Below are 13,013 nucleotides of genomic sequence, written 5' to 3'. Positions count from 1 at the left end.
GTGGCGGGCCGGGCCAACCGCGCTACTTCTTCTTGCGCTTGGGTTTCTTCGCCTTGGTCTCATGGCCGAGCGCCGAGGCGGCGAGCGCCTTGATCTGGTCGATCGTCGGCACGATGCGGTCCTCGAGGATATCGGACGCGAGCTGCGCGATCTTCGCCGAGGCTTCCTGAAATACCGACTTGCGCTCAACCTTGTCCTTGGCTTTGCCCTTGGCCTGCTTGACGGACTTCTCCGCCTTTGCCGGCTTGGCCGGAGCGGTCGCGACCGGCGTCGGCGGCGCTGCGGCAGCCTTCGGCGCAGCTGCCACACTCGTCTCGGCTGGCTTGGCGGTCTCGACCGACTTTACCGCCTTGGCCGGCTTCGCGGCCGGGGCGGGCTTCGCGGGCGCCGTGGCCTTGGTAGCACGCGGCTTCCGGGCCGGCGCGGCTGCGGGTGGCGCGGCCTTGTCGGGCTTCGACGCCGCGGCGACCTTCTTTGCGGCCTTGCGCAGGGGCGATTCGGCCGGCTTCGTGCTGGTCTTGGCGGGCGGCTTGGCCATGGGTCTCTCCTCGATCGGGGTCATCATATCCGCTAACGATCAGAATGGCGCACGGTTGCGCAAATGTCGATCAGGCGGCACCGTCAGGCGTGCTGGACCCAGCGGGCAAAGGCGAGCCAGGCCGAGGTGGCCGGCAGCGCGACAAAGCACGCCAGCACCAGCACCATCATGACGAGCCCGAAAGCCGACGCGCGGTGGACGCGGCGCAGCACGGCCAGGTCGTAGAGCAGCATCAGCACCGGCGGCAGCAGGTAGAACAGCACGATGCCGATCGGCGGCGTCGCGTGCATGATGGCGAAGGGCCAGCGCGCCAGCGCCGGGCCGATGATCGCGGCGGTGGCGAGCGTCATCAGCCGCTTGTGTTCCGCCGCGTACGCCCGGCGCGCGAGCCCCGTCGACAGCAGCACGATGAACGCCGCGGTCTGGGCGAGGTCGCCGGCGAGGATCGTCGCGTCGATACCGCTGCCGGGACGGCGCAGCGCCATGATCACCGTCGCCGGGCCCGCCACGACCATCGCCGTGGCCCACCAGCCCATCACACCGCCGAGCCGGCGATGCACCGCGACCCGCCCGCGCGCGACGAGCAGCGTTTGCACCGCGAACAGCGCGATCCAGCCGACGAACAGCATGGCATGGACATGGACGAGCAGGCTCGGCAGCCGCGCCAGCACGAACCCCGCGCCGACATAGGTGCGCCAGAAGCCGAGCAGCGTCTCGCCGACCAGCAGCAGCGCCATGGCGGGAAAGAACAGATGATCGGCACTGCGTCGCGACATGGCGCTGACCATCACGAGCTCCCCGGATTAGTGCAGTGGAAATAGCAGCTTGCGGCAGAAATAGCGGGGAATGTCGTTACGATCCAGCAACATTTGAAACATCGCGCCCGAAAGCTGACCGAATATTGTCGCGTTTTTCCTCACTTCCCCGGCGAAGGCCGGGGCCCAGCCGGGATGACGGATATGATGAGCGGCAACGCCCGTCGCAGCCCCCCCCAACTGGACCCCGGCCTTCGCCGGAGAAGCTAGAAAGATAGAGCGGCTGACGCGTTTCACGCTTCAGATTTCACGCATCCCGCTCCACGCGTCGGTCGCGGGCGCCCCGCTCAATCGCAGGCGAGCGTTCGCCGCACGGGCCGTACCGTCGCGCAGGCCGGCGTGCCATCCTTGCCGGTACCGTCGACTGCGATCTCAATCGTGCCGCCGCCGGCCGCCGCATCCGCCAGCATCGCCGGGTCGAGATCGTGAATGTCGATCTTCATCCGCCGCGTCCAGGGCGCGGCATGGTCGCCGGCCGACTGGCCGATGCGGATATAGACGAAGCGCCGCACCGGCCCCTCGCGGCGCACCTGGTCGCCGAAGAATTTCGGGCCCGGCGCGACGCGCACGGGGAATTCGAAGGCGAGCGGTTCGCCTGCGCGCGACGCTTTCGGATCGAGCACGCCGGCGTCGCCGACCTGCAGGCTGTGGACGACCCCGATGACGGGCCGCTCGATGACGATCCGCAGGCGGATTTCGGTCTGGTCGGCGCGCGGCATGATCAGGCGAGGATAAGCTCGCCCGCCGGCAAAAGCGATACGGCTGGCAGCGGCAGACAGCGCCGCGCCGCGCCGCGAAACCGCTAGCGACAGGCCAGCGTGTCGCGCCAGAGCTGGTGATCGCGCGGCCCCGCCCGCCACACCTCCACCGAACGCGTCTCTTCGGCGAGATCGTTGATAACGACGGTCAGCGGCGGCGATGCCTGTTTGAAATCGATGACGACCCGCCGCAGGTCGCGCGTGAACACCGGCGCGCCGTACCGCCCCAGTTTGTCGAGCATGCACCGTTGGAGCGCGGCGACGGCTTTTCCACTGGTCTGCACCTCCTGCGGCGCAGCGCCGTCGAACCCGCCGCGCGCACGACCGGTGGCCGGTGTGGCAATGGCCGCGCCGATCATCGCCAGCCCAGACAGCAGCGCGCTGCCCTGCTTCCCGCGCCGCGCCATCACGCTGCCCCGCGCAGCGCCGCGATGCGCTGGTCGATGCGGCGTTCGAGGATGGTCAGCGGCATCGCGCCTTCCTTGAGGATCTCGTGGAACGCCTTGAGATCGAACTTGTCGCCCAGCGCCGCCTGCGCCTTCGCCCGCGCGCGCGTCCACGCCATATGGCCGATCTTGTAGCTGCACGCCTGCCCGGCCTGGGTGCAGTAACGCTCGACCTCGCGCTGGCTGCGCGGGCGCGCGAAGCCGGTGGTCGCGACGAGATAGTCGGTGGCCTTTTCGCGGCTCCACTGCTGGGCGTGGATGCCGGTATCGACCACCAGCCGCGCGGCGCGGAACAGGAAGGATTGCAGATAGCCGGCGCGCTCCAGCGGGGTGGCATAGGCGTGGAGCTCGTCGGCGAGCTGCTCGGCATACAGCGCCCAGCCTTCCGAATAGGCCGAGAAGAAACCGACCTTGCGCAGCGTCGGGATGTCCTTCGATTCCTGCGCCAGGCTGATCTGCAGATGATGCCCCGGCACGCCCTCATGATAGGTCAGCGAGGGCAGGCTGTATTTGGGCCAGTCGCCGACATCCTTGAGGTTGATGAAATAGATCGCCGGGCGCGACCCGTCGAGCGAGGCGCGGTTGTAATAACCGTTCGACGCGCCGTCCTGGATCTCGACCGGCACGGCGCGGATTTCGAGCGGCTGGGTCGGCACGGTGGCGAAGGCCGCGGGCAGCTTTTCGTACATCGCCTTGATGCCGGCATTGAGGCTAGCGATGAGATCGGTGCGGCCGCTTGCGGTGTTCGGATAGACCTGGTCGGGCGCGACGTTGAGCTTCGCCAGCCGCTCGCCGACCGTGCCGCCGCTATAGCCTTGCGCGGTGAGGATCGTGTCGAGCTGCGCGCTGATCTCGGCGACCTGCGCCAGGCCGATGCGGTGGACCTCGTCGGGCGCCATCGTCGTGGTCGTCGCCTGCGCCAGCGCCATGGCGTAGATCGCCTCGCCTTGCTTGACGCGCCAGATGCCGTCGCCCGACTTGGTGGTCGGCCGGAGCTTTTCCATCAACGCGATCTGGCGGTCGAGCGCAGGATAGACCTCGGCATCGACGATCTTCGCTGCCTGCCCCTGCCAGTCGCCGGCCAGCCCCTTGGCGGCGGCGCGGCGGACGAGCGACTGGACGATGCTCGACGTCGCGGCGGGCTGGCCGCGCAGCGCGCGCATCTGCCCCAGCGTCAGGTCGAGCGACCAGCCCGGCGCGAGCAGCCCGCGCGCCGCATCGTCGCGCTGCACCGCGCTCTCCTGATCGAGCACGGTGGCGAACTGGTGGAGCCGCGAGAGATAGGCCTCGGCGTCGCTCGCGACGTTGATCGTGTGCGCGGTGTTGAGGAAATCGGGGGTCGAGAAATAGGCCCCGCCCTGCTGGAAGATCGCATAGGGGCGGATCGCGCTGTCGATGCCGAACTTCTCGGTCGAGGCGATCTGCGTGCCGAGCGAATAACGCACCACCTCGAGATTGAGCTGCGCCGCCGGCGACAGCGCGGCGGCGTCGTAAGCGGCGAGCGTGGCCAGCGCGGCCTTGGTCGCGGCGACATCGGCGGCACGCTTGGCGCGGGTGCGCGGCGAGAGCTTGCCCTTGAGCGCGGCGAGCGGCCCCTTGTCGAGCCCGAGCGACGAGGCGAGTTCCGGCGAGCGCGCGACCTGCGCATCGAAGATCCGCGCGAAATCGGCATTCAGCGCGGCATCGCCGCCGCCCGCGGCCCAGACGCTGGCCGGCACCAACGCGGCGGTGAACGCGGCGGCACTGCCGGTGGCGAGGAATTGGCGACGGTCCATGGGGTTTCCTTGCGGTGCGAGGGCGTTGAGGGTGGTTTATTCGGGCATGACGCGGGGTGCCAGTGGTTTTGCGGTGTGGCAGAGTCGATCACGCGGCGGGTCAAGGGCTGGCTGCCTGGCGGGCGGTCGATGAAAACAGTGTGACGCCGGCCGCACAGGAATCGGCCCCGTTGCCGACATCGCGTCGCCGCGTTATCGAATTCATCGATGAAAGGGACGCACTTTGCTGCCGGGTTGGTCGTTTCCCTTTGCATGACGGTGCCGCTGTTTGCGCTACTTGCGATGCCCGAATGCCAATTGAGCCGCACGGAATCTCAAATTCAGCGCTGTTTCGACCGGGTTTCATTCGAACGGAACGCCTGTATCGGCGTGATGGCCGTCTTCCTGATCGCGAGCATTGTACTTCACATCAGGTCCAGCAAGGGGACTCCCTTGGCTCTGGCCGGGCTGGCGCTGGCTCCCTGGGTCGTCATTTTTGCGACCTGATCGTCGCACCTGCGTCAGATATCCAGGCCTTGCCCCCGCCTGGTGGCGAGACGGTTCAAGGCCACCGGGATGGGCGCCGACACGGCGCGATCGCGATCAGGGCTTGCGCGACAATCTGCTCCACGGAATGATCGCCCAGTCAGGGACGTCGCACACACGCTCGACGCGCGCGAAGATCGCGCCGACCCAAAGGCCCTTGGCCGTCAGTGCCCAGCTTGGGAACTTCCAGGCTTCCGCTTCGGTGTAATCGCACGCGTCATCGGCGGCCTTGGACGGGGCCATTTCCCGAGGATGGTAGCGGCGCAGCAAGGCGATGACCGAGCGCGCGAAGACGCTGTCGCGATAGGTGGCCGAGGCATCACTGTCTTCCGCCGGCGGACGGCCGGCGCCGAAATACAATAGATCCTCCAACCTCAATGCGCGGCCGGTCACCATATCGAAGCTATGCCCTTCGGTGCCGAAATCGGGATGGGCGGCGTGGGCGCAGAACCAGCTCGACCTCCACCTGTAGCTCATCACATGCGCACCGAGCCAAAGCGCGTCTGCCTCTGACACTTCGATTCCCGGCTGCCCGTCGGTGTCGGTGCAGCCCAGCCAGTCGGACACGGAACGCCATTGCTGCCGGGCCAGCAGCTGGTTTACCGCCGCCATCGCCGCCGGGGCATAGCCGCTTTCGACGCGAAACAGGCGCAGGCCGCTGCGCCCCTCGCGGTACCAGTGGATCGCCTTGCCATCGACCGTCGCCGCCTGTTGCGGCACCAGCTTCAACCCGGCGAGCTGGAGCTTTTCGTAAAGGCCGAGGTCAGGGGGTATATCCGCGGGCAGGATGCCGGGCAGCGCCGCCGCGTGCAGGCTGATCGGCAGGCTGCGCCCCCTGGCCGTCACCAGCGTTCCGGTCAAAGTGACGCCGGACACCGTCATCGTGATCTTGTCTCCCGTCATGTCGGAAGCGAGGGTCAGCGTTGCCCCGTGGCGCTGGCCGGTCAGATCGACGGACCGTCGGGTGCTGTCGTAGAAATAGCGACCGTCCACCGCCTCGCCGCTGTCGTCGATCGCCATGACGAGGCGGGCATTCCCGGCAGTGCCTTCATAAACGCGTTCGTCGGCGGCAAAGGCGGGGGTTCCCGTCATGACGCCCAACATGCCCAAGGCGGCGGCGAGGAGCAGGGTAAGGCGCACGCGTGATCTCCCCTCGGGAACGGCCGACTGATCGTCTAGCGCGCGATCGGCACATCGGTAAGTGGCCGCTTCGCCGCGTGTCGCGTTTCCAGAAGACGCGCCGGTCGCTGACCGATCCCCTTGCGGACAACCCCCAACCGGGTAACTTTGCCGCCGAGATCGGAGGACGCGGGGTCAGCAACGCGCGACGGATTGTCGCCATAGCTGGAAATGTATATTGAGATCTGATCTGTATAAAGATGGTCCATGATACATGAACGCGCAACGAGGCAAACTGGTGAGCGGCGGTCGGTTGCAGGTTCCTGCCGATATCCGGCGCGCGCTTGGGCTGGCGGATGGCGACCCGGTGCTGTTGCGGATCGTCGATGGCGCGTTGCAGGTGCGGCCGGTGCGCAATGCGCTGGGCCGGGTGCAGGCGCGTTTGCGGCAGCATATTCCCGCCGAGGCCAGCCTGTCCGATGAGTTGATCGCGGATCGCAGGCGTGCATCCGAGCATGAGTGACGTCCGCTACGTGCTCGACGCCTCCGCCTTGCTGGCGGCGATGTTGGGGGAACGTGGCGCGCGCACCGTCGAAGCGCATTTTGCCGATGCCTGCATCAGTGCGGTGAACCTCTCCGAGGTTGTCGCCAAGCTGTCGGAGCGCGGCGTTCCCGATGAATCGATCCATGAGAGCCTGTCCGATCTCGATCTCGACGTGCGTGACTTCGACACGGCGCAGGCCCTGCGCGCCGGCACCTTGCGCAATCTCACCCGGTCGAAGGGCCTCTCCCTTGGCGATCGGGCCTGCCTCGCGCTGGCGGGCGAACTGGACGCGGTGGCGCTGACCACCGATGCGGCGTGGACCGACATCGCGCATGGCGTTGCGGTCGAGCTGGCACGATGATCGGTCTAATGATGATGCTGGCGGCAACGGATTTGGCGCGAATGGTTTCTGGTGATGCGCTGCTTGCCGACTGCGCCAGTCGAACTCCGATCAGAAGACAGGCCTGCCGTTCGTACATAGCTGGCGTTGTGGACGCCCGCAGGATGCCTGAAACGGTCAACTGGGCATCAGTTTGCGAGCCTGAAGGGATGACGCGAGAGCAGTTGGCCGATATCGTGGTTGTCTATCTTCGCGATAACCCATCAAAGCGACGTTTGCCTGCGTCAGATTTGGTGCTGCTGGCTCTCCAAGGTTTCCCTTGCGTTCCGGTAAGCTAAAAGCGACGGTGCGTAAGGGGGACTATCGCCATTATTCATACGCCTCCGAAATACTGAGATCACCTGACCATAATCAGGTCGCGAACCGTGAGCGTCTGCAAGCCCATCTTCTGCGATGGGGCGGGTTGATCCGGGAGGTAGTTCATCCGCAACTCTCCGGTTCTTCGATTCTGCCACACGTTGCGGCAGTATAGTTCGGGATGCCAGCGCTTGGCCGGGGTTCCGCCATCGGCTGCGACACATATCTGGTCCCGCTCGATCGACCATCTTCCAGAGAAGGGGATAGGACCCCGCCCGTACAACGCCCCACGCCACAAGCCATCGGGATGAAATTCTTCGTGAACGCCCATGTCCGCGGTGCCCGCTGGCGTGTACATGATCAGCTTACCAACGAGAGCCGTCCGGACCTCACGCGATGTGAGCGCACGCTCCTCCTCGGGCGGGCGGGCGGCGACGGAAGTTACCGCTCCGCCGAGCGATAATATGACCAAAATCGACCATGCCGCCAGTCGCATCATCCAGCATCTCCAGCATAAAACTCGAACGTCAGCGTCTCGATCATGCCCGTCAATGCAGGGCCGCCGCAATATCGCACAACGCCACGCCCTCCTGCCCCTCATCGACCCGCGCCACGATCGCGCCATCGGGCGCGACGATCATCGTGCAGCCGTGGCTTATCACCCCCTCGCCCGTGCCGGTCACGTCGGCCGACGCGACCCAGCAGCCGGTCTGCCGCGCGCGGGCCTGGAGGTTGGCGATGCTGCGTTCGCGCCAGCGATCGGCGGTGGCGAGCGGCAGCCAGTTGTTGAGTGGATAGCAGATCAGTCGCGCGCCGGCGTCGGCGAGGCGCTGCGCGGTGGCGGGATGGTTGGCGTCGGCGCAGATGTTGATGCCGTAGGTTAGCCCGGCGCGGACGAAGACCGGGCTGTCGCCGCCCGCCGTCACGCCGGGTTCGTTGGGATGGGCCTTGGCATAGCGCCCGCTCACCGCGCGATCTTCCACCACGAAGGCGCTGTTGAAGATAGCCTCGCCACGGCGCTCGAACGCGCCGACGATCGCCGTTGGGTGGCCCGGTGTGAGCGTGTCGAGCAGCGTCCGCCATTCCGGCCCATCGTGTTCGATTGCCACGGCCGCAATGATCGCCGGATCATAACTGTGCCCGGTCAGGAAGCCCTCGGGGAACAGCGCGAGATCGACCCGATGCGCGTCCGCCCAACGCAGGTCATGCGCGATAATCTCGGCAGCACGCGCAGGGTCGCCCGCGATCGGATGGCGTTGAAAGACGGCAAGGCGCATCGCGGCGGCTTACCCACTCGGCCGCGAGGCGCAAGGCACCAAGCCCTTCCCGCGGCACCCACCGTCGGATGATCCACGGGCGCCTGCGCGACAGGGGCGCCGCGTGAAACGTGTTGACCGTGTCGATCGTCATGCCGGGCAGGATGCCCCGACCAGATCATGCCGCCCGACCGGATCGGCCGCCGCCTCGGCAATGACATCGTGCCGGGCGCTGCCCGCCGGGGCCGCCCATCGCGGCAAGGCGGCAAGGCCGAGGACATAGCCGATGATCGCGCTGCCGCCATAGCCGACCAGCGGCGTCGGATAATTGCCCAGCGCCGCCGCCGCGATCACCCCCAGCCATACCGCGCCGAACACCAGCCACGGCGCGGCGGCGGCGCGGTCGCGACGATAGCCGATCCAGGCCGGGGCGATCATCAGCAGCATCGCCAGCACCACCGCCACCCCGGCCAGCGGATGCACCGCGAAGGATGAGAACAACACCTGTTCGACATGGCGCACCGCAGGCAGGCGATCAGGCTGAGCCAGGACAACGGCAAAGCCCGCCAGCGCCGCCGCTGCTGCGGCCAGCACCACGCGCTCCGGCCGCGCCAGCGCCAGTGCCACCATCCCCGCCGCCAGCGCCCCCAGCCGGTCACGCGTGGCGGCAAAATGGATCGCCAGCGCCGGCATCAGCATCATGCTCGGCTGAATCTGTATCCCAGCAATGCCGATCCAGCGCGTCGCGCCATCGATCGACACGCCGAACTGGCTGGTCGCGAGCAGCACCAGCCCCGGCGCCATGGCGGCGACAAGCTGCGCCGCGCGCCCGGCGCGCGCCGCGATCGTCACTATCCCGACCAGCGCCACGCCGATCACCAGCGCGGCGGCGTTGATCGCCAGATAGCGCAGCGGCGCCCCGGCCAGCGCGAGCTGCGCCAGCCCGATCAGCGTGGCCCCGGCGGCACTGGCAAACACCAGGTGGCGCGGCTCGTTCATCATGTCATTGCTCCCGCTCATCACCCCAATTCCCGCACCAGCATTGCCACCCATCAACGCGACCACATGATAAGCCGCCGCCACGCGCACCGCGCTGCCCAGGCACCCCAGCGCAAAGCGACAGGCGGCCGCACCGCTCCCGGCGACGTCCAGTTCATGCCGCATCGCCATGCCCCAGTGGCGCAGCGGCGGCGGCAGGATCAGCCCGGCAAGCCACAACAGGGCGCGCGCGACATGATCGGGTGCTCTGCCGCTCATGCCGGACTGCCCGACAGATGCGGCGCAACCGCCGATCCCGCCAATGGCGGATTTTCCCGCGCCAGCTGCCGCCCGCTTTGTGTCAGGCGATAGCCATGACGTGGCGGGCGCCCGCGCGCGACCGGCTGCTGCCACATCGCCTCCAGAAAGCCTTGCGCCTCCAGCCGGATCAGCAACGGATAAAGCGTGCCCGACTTGATACCGGCCTGAACGCACAGGTTATAACCGTGCAACCACGCCTCCCCGCCCGCCGCCAAGATGGCAAGCAGCTGACGCGCAGCAGGCGACAAGGCACGACGACGAAGCATGTCGTGATTAAATCTACCTATGTAGAAATAATGTCAATCACCGCGCTGTGCCACGGGAAAAATCGCCGAACGCCCTGCGCCCGCTTGCCACCATGCGCGAAAGCCCGGACAGTGTTGGACAACATCAACGCCCCCGTCACATCGAGAAAGCAGCCCCCATGCGCATCCTTCCGTTCGCCGCGCTCGCCCTCACCCTCGCCGCCCCGGCCACCGCGAAAACCTGGGACCTGCCCGCCTCGTCGCAGACCGTCGCCTGGGGCCACTACGACGCCGGCGACGCGCCGGTGCTGGTCGTCCAGTCGGGCGACATCGTCGTGATGCACACGCTGCTCACCAACAGCCCGACCGGCCTCGCCAAGGCCGGGGTCGCGCCGAGCGACATCCAGGCCGAGCTGCGCGCGGTCTATGACGGCGTTCCGGCGTCGGCGCGCGGGCCGGGCGGGCATATCCTGACCGGGCCGGTGGCGATCGAGGGGGCAGAACCGGGCGACACGCTCGAGGTGCGCATCCTCAAGATCGGCATCGACATCCCTTACGCCTATAACGCCTTTCGTTATGGCGCGGGCTTCCTGACCGACGACTTTCCCTATGCGCGGATGAAGATCGTGCCGCTCGACCGCACGCGCATGGTCGGGCTGTTCGGCCCCGGCATCGAGGTGCCGCTGCGCCCGTTCTTCGGCAGCATGGGGGTCGCCCCGCCGGCCGCCTTCGGCCGCTACGACAGCGCGCCACCGACGATCAACGGCGGCAATATGGACGACAAGGCGCTGGTCGCCGGCACCATTTTGTTCCTGCCGGTCCATGCCAGGGGCGCGCTGTTCCAGGCCGGTGACGGCCATGCCGCGCAGGGCAATGGCGAGGTCGACATCACCGCGCTGGAAACCTCGCTGACCGGCACCTTCCAGTTCATCCTGCACAAGAAGGGCAGCGACACGCAGCTGCCCTATCCGCGCGCCGAGACGCCCGACGCGTTCATCGCGATGGGCTTCGACGACGACCTCAGCAACGCGACGCGCAAGGCGCTGCGCAACATGATCGACTTCCTCGTCGCGGCGAAGGGCATGACGCGCGACGACGCCTATATGCTGGTCAGCGTCGCCGGCGATGTCGAGGTGACCGAGCTGGTCGACCGCAACAAGGGCGTGCACGTCGTGCTGCCGAAGCGGCTGTTCGCCGGCAAGTAACCCCGCCCGCCCCGGCCGCCCTCACCCCAACACCAGCCGCGTCATCGGCACGAAGCGGCGCGCCACCCAGACCGAGGCGAGCGCGGCGGCGAAGGTGACGGCGACCGTCAGATAGTTGGACGATCCGGTATAATGCCGCACGAATGACAGCCACACGATGTGCGACAGATAAATGCCCATCGTGCACCGCGCGACCGGCGCGACATTCCACCGCGCCGGCCATAGCCGCCCGCCCCACCAGGCGACGATGGCGGTGACGATGACGCCGACGGGATAGGTCAGGCTGACTCCCGGCAGGTGCGCAGCAGCGGCGATGGCAAGCGCGGCGAGCAGCAGCGCGGCGGCGATCGCCCGACCATAAGCGAGACGCGGCGCAAGCCCGAGCGCGATGCCGGCGAAAACCGCCGGCGCGGCATGCATCCACTGCGCCAGCGGCGGCGTCCACTCGGCCGACAGCGGCCGCCACCATGCGGCCGAGGCGAACAGCGGGGCCGCCGCAAGCAGCGCGGGCCAGAACAGCGCGGCCGGCGGCACGCGCGTCTTGATCGCGTTGAGCATGACCAGCACGCCGAACATGAAGGGCAGGAACCACAGATGCGGCGTCGACCCCTGGAGCAAAGCCAGCACGACATTGCCGTCGGGGATGAACGGATAGCCGCGCAACACTTTCAGCCCGCCATAGAAGACCAGCCAGAACAGCCACGGCACGATCAGCGCGCGCGCCAGCGCCACCGGCGAACGGACCCGCGTCGCATTGAAACCGAGATCGACGAACGGCGACAGGATCAGAAAGGCGATCAGCCCGGCATAAGCGAGGTCGTGAAACGCGGCCTCATCGTGAAACGCGACGATGCCGAAACAGGCAAGGATGCGCAGCAGCTCGATCGCCTGGGTGCGCGGCGCCTTCGCGGCCGCGTCGGGCGCGGGCGCCACGCGCATGTCCGCGCCATCGATCATCGTCACGCTGCCGCGACTACCAGCGCAGCGACATGCACGACAGGCCGGCATCGATCCGCGCGACATGGGTCGTGTCGAGCAGCATCAGGTGATGGCCCAGCCCGGCCAGCTGATCGGCGATGCGCGGATGATGCGCGGGAAGCAGCAGCGTGTCGTTGATACGCACGGCATTGGCCGCCGCCGCCTCGTCCGGCGCGAGCACGATCTGGCGAAAGCGCGAAAACAGCCCGCTCGCCGCGCCCTCGGGCGTGGTGAGGATCGTCTCCTCGTCGATCAGGCTGGCGATGGTCTTGAGGTGCAGCGCGCCGGCCGGCGGCACGACCATCATCGCGCGCCGGCCGAGCCGCGCCAGCGCCGCGCTCAGCGCGACCGCCCCGGCCGCGTCGGTGCGTGCCGACAGGCCGATCATCACGACGTCGGGCGTGACCATCACGTCGCCGCCATCGGCATGGCCGTCGTCCAGGACCTGCACATCGGCAAAATGCCGTTCGAGCGCGGGCCGCAGCAGCGCGGCCTCGTCGGCGCGGCTCGGCGCACCCGGCCGCAACACGATCGCGCCTTCGGGAAAAACCAACGCCGGATCCTCGACGAACAGCGCATCGGGATGCGCCTCGAGCGGATCGAGCATCGTCACGTCGAGCCCGCACGCGGCGAGCGCGCGGGCATAGCCGTCATGCTCGCGCACGACCGCGGCAAAGTCGGGCGCCGGCCCGTCCTGTGCGCTGAGGCCATCGACCACCGAGCGCCCCGGTGCCCGCACGATCGCCTGGGTGAAATCAAAGCATCGCATGACGATCGCGTTGTGCCGGGCATGGCGCGCGGGCGCAAGCACCG

General features: G+C 67.7%; 18 protein-coding genes. 5 read left to right on the top strand and 13 right to left on the bottom strand.

The window, feature by feature from the left end; translation table 11 throughout:
* Positions 1–22: 22 nt before the first annotated feature.
* The 5 genes from U1839_RS01700 to U1839_RS01680 all read right to left on the bottom strand — a co-directional run bounded on the left by U1839_RS01700 (position 23) and on the right by U1839_RS01680 (position 4,332).
* Positions 23–538, bottom strand: a complete 516-nt coding sequence (locus U1839_RS01700; protein ID WP_332801942.1) for a hypothetical protein — start codon at positions 536–538, stop codon at positions 23–25.
* 83 nt (positions 539–621) lie between these two features.
* Positions 622–1,326: a hypothetical protein gene (locus U1839_RS01695; protein ID WP_332801941.1), complete on the bottom strand. Its 705-nt coding sequence runs from the start codon at positions 1,324–1,326 to the stop codon at positions 622–624.
* 314 nt (positions 1,327–1,640) lie between these two features.
* Positions 1,641–2,072: a DUF5990 family protein gene (locus tag U1839_RS01690; protein WP_332801940.1), complete on the bottom strand. Its 432-nt coding sequence runs from the start codon at positions 2,070–2,072 to the stop codon at positions 1,641–1,643.
* 83 nt (positions 2,073–2,155) lie between these two features.
* Positions 2,156–2,521: a hypothetical protein gene (locus U1839_RS01685; RefSeq protein ID WP_332801939.1), complete on the bottom strand. Its 366-nt coding sequence runs from the start codon at positions 2,519–2,521 to the stop codon at positions 2,156–2,158.
* On the bottom strand, positions 2,518–4,332 hold the full coding sequence (locus U1839_RS01680; protein WP_332801938.1) for a DUF885 domain-containing protein: 1,815 nt from the start codon (positions 4,330–4,332) through the stop codon (positions 2,518–2,520). The genes U1839_RS01685 and U1839_RS01680 overlap by 4 nt, the downstream gene beginning before the upstream one ends.
* A 207-nt stretch (positions 4,333–4,539) precedes the next feature.
* On the opposite strand from U1839_RS01680, the gene U1839_RS01675 reads away from it, so the two are divergent.
* Positions 4,540–4,818, top strand: a complete 279-nt coding sequence (locus U1839_RS01675) for a hypothetical protein (protein ID WP_332801937.1) — start codon at positions 4,540–4,542, stop codon at positions 4,816–4,818.
* Positions 4,819–4,914: 96 nt separating this feature from the next.
* Here U1839_RS01675 and U1839_RS01670 read toward each other — a convergent pair whose 3' ends face one another.
* Complete coding sequence (locus U1839_RS01670; protein WP_332801936.1) at positions 4,915–5,997, bottom strand: hypothetical protein; 1,083 nt, start codon at positions 5,995–5,997, stop codon at positions 4,915–4,917.
* 35 nt (positions 5,998–6,032) lie between these two features.
* On the bottom strand, positions 6,033–6,245 hold the full coding sequence (locus U1839_RS01665; protein WP_332801935.1) for a hypothetical protein: 213 nt from the start codon (positions 6,243–6,245) through the stop codon (positions 6,033–6,035).
* 5 nt (positions 6,246–6,250) lie between these two features.
* On the opposite strand from U1839_RS01665, the gene U1839_RS01660 reads away from it, so the two are divergent.
* The 3 genes from U1839_RS01660 to U1839_RS01650 are packed head-to-tail and all read left to right on the top strand — an operon-like array spanning position 6,251 to position 7,198.
* Complete coding sequence (locus U1839_RS01660; RefSeq protein ID WP_332801934.1) at positions 6,251–6,499, top strand: AbrB/MazE/SpoVT family DNA-binding domain-containing protein; 249 nt, start codon at positions 6,251–6,253, stop codon at positions 6,497–6,499.
* Positions 6,492–6,881 (top strand): type II toxin-antitoxin system VapC family toxin, encoded by a 390-nt coding sequence (locus tag U1839_RS01655; RefSeq protein ID WP_332801933.1) that lies wholly within the window; start codon positions 6,492–6,494, stop codon positions 6,879–6,881. Before U1839_RS01660 ends, U1839_RS01655 begins: the two co-directional genes overlap by 8 nt.
* A gap of 8 nt (positions 6,882–6,889) precedes the next feature.
* Positions 6,890–7,198 carry a Rap1a/Tai family immunity protein gene (locus tag U1839_RS01650; protein ID WP_332801932.1) on the top strand — a complete coding sequence of 103 codons (309 nt, stop codon included), beginning with the start codon at positions 6,890–6,892 and terminating at the stop codon, positions 7,196–7,198.
* Positions 7,199–7,257: 59 nt separating this feature from the next.
* Here U1839_RS01650 and U1839_RS01645 read toward each other — a convergent pair whose 3' ends face one another.
* The 4 genes from U1839_RS01645 to U1839_RS01630 all read right to left on the bottom strand — a co-directional run bounded on the left by U1839_RS01645 (position 7,258) and on the right by U1839_RS01630 (position 10,038).
* Positions 7,258–7,716, bottom strand: a complete 459-nt coding sequence (locus U1839_RS01645) for a hypothetical protein (protein ID WP_332801931.1) — start codon at positions 7,714–7,716, stop codon at positions 7,258–7,260.
* 49 nt (positions 7,717–7,765) lie between these two features.
* Positions 7,766–8,494: a carbon-nitrogen hydrolase family protein gene (locus U1839_RS01640; RefSeq protein WP_332801930.1), complete on the bottom strand. Its 729-nt coding sequence runs from the start codon at positions 8,492–8,494 to the stop codon at positions 7,766–7,768.
* A gap of 129 nt (positions 8,495–8,623) precedes the next feature.
* Entirely contained in the window at positions 8,624–9,730 is a 1,107-nt protein-coding gene (locus U1839_RS01635) for an FtsW/RodA/SpoVE family cell cycle protein (RefSeq protein ID WP_332801929.1), read from the bottom strand.
* Complete coding sequence (locus tag U1839_RS01630; RefSeq protein WP_332801928.1) at positions 9,727–10,038, bottom strand: PadR family transcriptional regulator; 312 nt, start codon at positions 10,036–10,038, stop codon at positions 9,727–9,729. Before U1839_RS01630 ends, U1839_RS01635 begins: the two co-directional genes overlap by 4 nt.
* 158 nt (positions 10,039–10,196) lie before the next feature.
* Between U1839_RS01630 and U1839_RS01625 the strand changes: the two genes are divergently transcribed.
* Positions 10,197–11,222, top strand: coding sequence for an acetamidase/formamidase family protein (locus U1839_RS01625; RefSeq protein WP_332801927.1), 1,026 nt, complete (start codon positions 10,197–10,199; stop codon positions 11,220–11,222).
* A gap of 21 nt (positions 11,223–11,243) precedes the next feature.
* Here U1839_RS01625 and U1839_RS01620 read toward each other — a convergent pair whose 3' ends face one another.
* Together U1839_RS01620 and U1839_RS01615 are read right to left on the bottom strand one after the other, a co-directional pair.
* Entirely contained in the window at positions 11,244–12,179 is a 936-nt protein-coding gene (locus U1839_RS01620) for an acyltransferase family protein (protein WP_332802084.1), read from the bottom strand.
* 16 nt (positions 12,180–12,195) lie between these two features.
* Complete coding sequence (locus U1839_RS01615) at positions 12,196–12,969, bottom strand: arginine deiminase family protein (protein ID WP_332801926.1); 774 nt, start codon at positions 12,967–12,969, stop codon at positions 12,196–12,198.
* Positions 12,970–13,013: the final 44 nt, after the last annotated feature.

The sequence above is a fragment of the Parasphingomonas halimpatiens genome (assembly GCF_036663795.1).
Taxonomy (GTDB): Bacteria; Pseudomonadota; Alphaproteobacteria; order Sphingomonadales; family Sphingomonadaceae; genus Sphingomonas.
This window is presented reverse-complemented; position numbering and strand designations above follow the sequence as displayed.

Bases quoted from the DNA above. Each gene is read 5' to 3' on its own strand.
- U1839_RS01645 (WP_332801931.1), bottom strand. From the start codon at position 7,716: ATGATGCGACTGGCGGCATGGTCGATTTTGGTCATATTATCGCTCGGC.
- U1839_RS01635 (WP_332801929.1), bottom strand. From the start codon at position 9,730: ATGAGCGGCAGAGCACCCGATCATGTCGCGCGCGCCCTGTTGTGGCTT.
- U1839_RS01690 (WP_332801940.1), bottom strand. From the start codon at position 2,072: ATGCCGCGCGCCGACCAGACCGAAATCCGCCTGCGGATCGTCATCGAG.
- U1839_RS01680 (WP_332801938.1), bottom strand. From the start codon at position 4,332: ATGGACCGTCGCCAATTCCTCGCCACCGGCAGTGCCGCCGCGTTCACC.
- U1839_RS01640 (WP_332801930.1), bottom strand. From the start codon at position 8,494: ATGCGCCTTGCCGTCTTTCAACGCCATCCGATCGCGGGCGACCCTGCG.
- U1839_RS01655 (WP_332801933.1), top strand. From the start codon at position 6,492: ATGAGTGACGTCCGCTACGTGCTCGACGCCTCCGCCTTGCTGGCGGCG.
- U1839_RS01695 (WP_332801941.1), bottom strand. From the start codon at position 1,326: ATGGTCAGCGCCATGTCGCGACGCAGTGCCGATCATCTGTTCTTTCCC.
- U1839_RS01625 (WP_332801927.1), top strand. From the start codon at position 10,197: ATGCGCATCCTTCCGTTCGCCGCGCTCGCCCTCACCCTCGCCGCCCCG.
- U1839_RS01675 (WP_332801937.1), top strand. From the start codon at position 4,540: ATGAAAGGGACGCACTTTGCTGCCGGGTTGGTCGTTTCCCTTTGCATG.
- U1839_RS01615 (WP_332801926.1), bottom strand. From the start codon at position 12,969: ATGCGATGCTTTGATTTCACCCAGGCGATCGTGCGGGCACCGGGGCGC.
- U1839_RS01650 (WP_332801932.1), top strand. From the start codon at position 6,890: ATGATGATGCTGGCGGCAACGGATTTGGCGCGAATGGTTTCTGGTGAT.
- U1839_RS01700 (WP_332801942.1), bottom strand. From the start codon at position 538: ATGGCCAAGCCGCCCGCCAAGACCAGCACGAAGCCGGCCGAATCGCCC.
- U1839_RS01630 (WP_332801928.1), bottom strand. From the start codon at position 10,038: ATGCTTCGTCGTCGTGCCTTGTCGCCTGCTGCGCGTCAGCTGCTTGCC.
- U1839_RS01665 (WP_332801935.1), bottom strand. From the start codon at position 6,245: ATGGACCATCTTTATACAGATCAGATCTCAATATACATTTCCAGCTAT.
- U1839_RS01660 (WP_332801934.1), top strand. From the start codon at position 6,251: ATGAACGCGCAACGAGGCAAACTGGTGAGCGGCGGTCGGTTGCAGGTT.
- U1839_RS01620 (WP_332802084.1), bottom strand. From the start codon at position 12,179: ATGATCGATGGCGCGGACATGCGCGTGGCGCCCGCGCCCGACGCGGCC.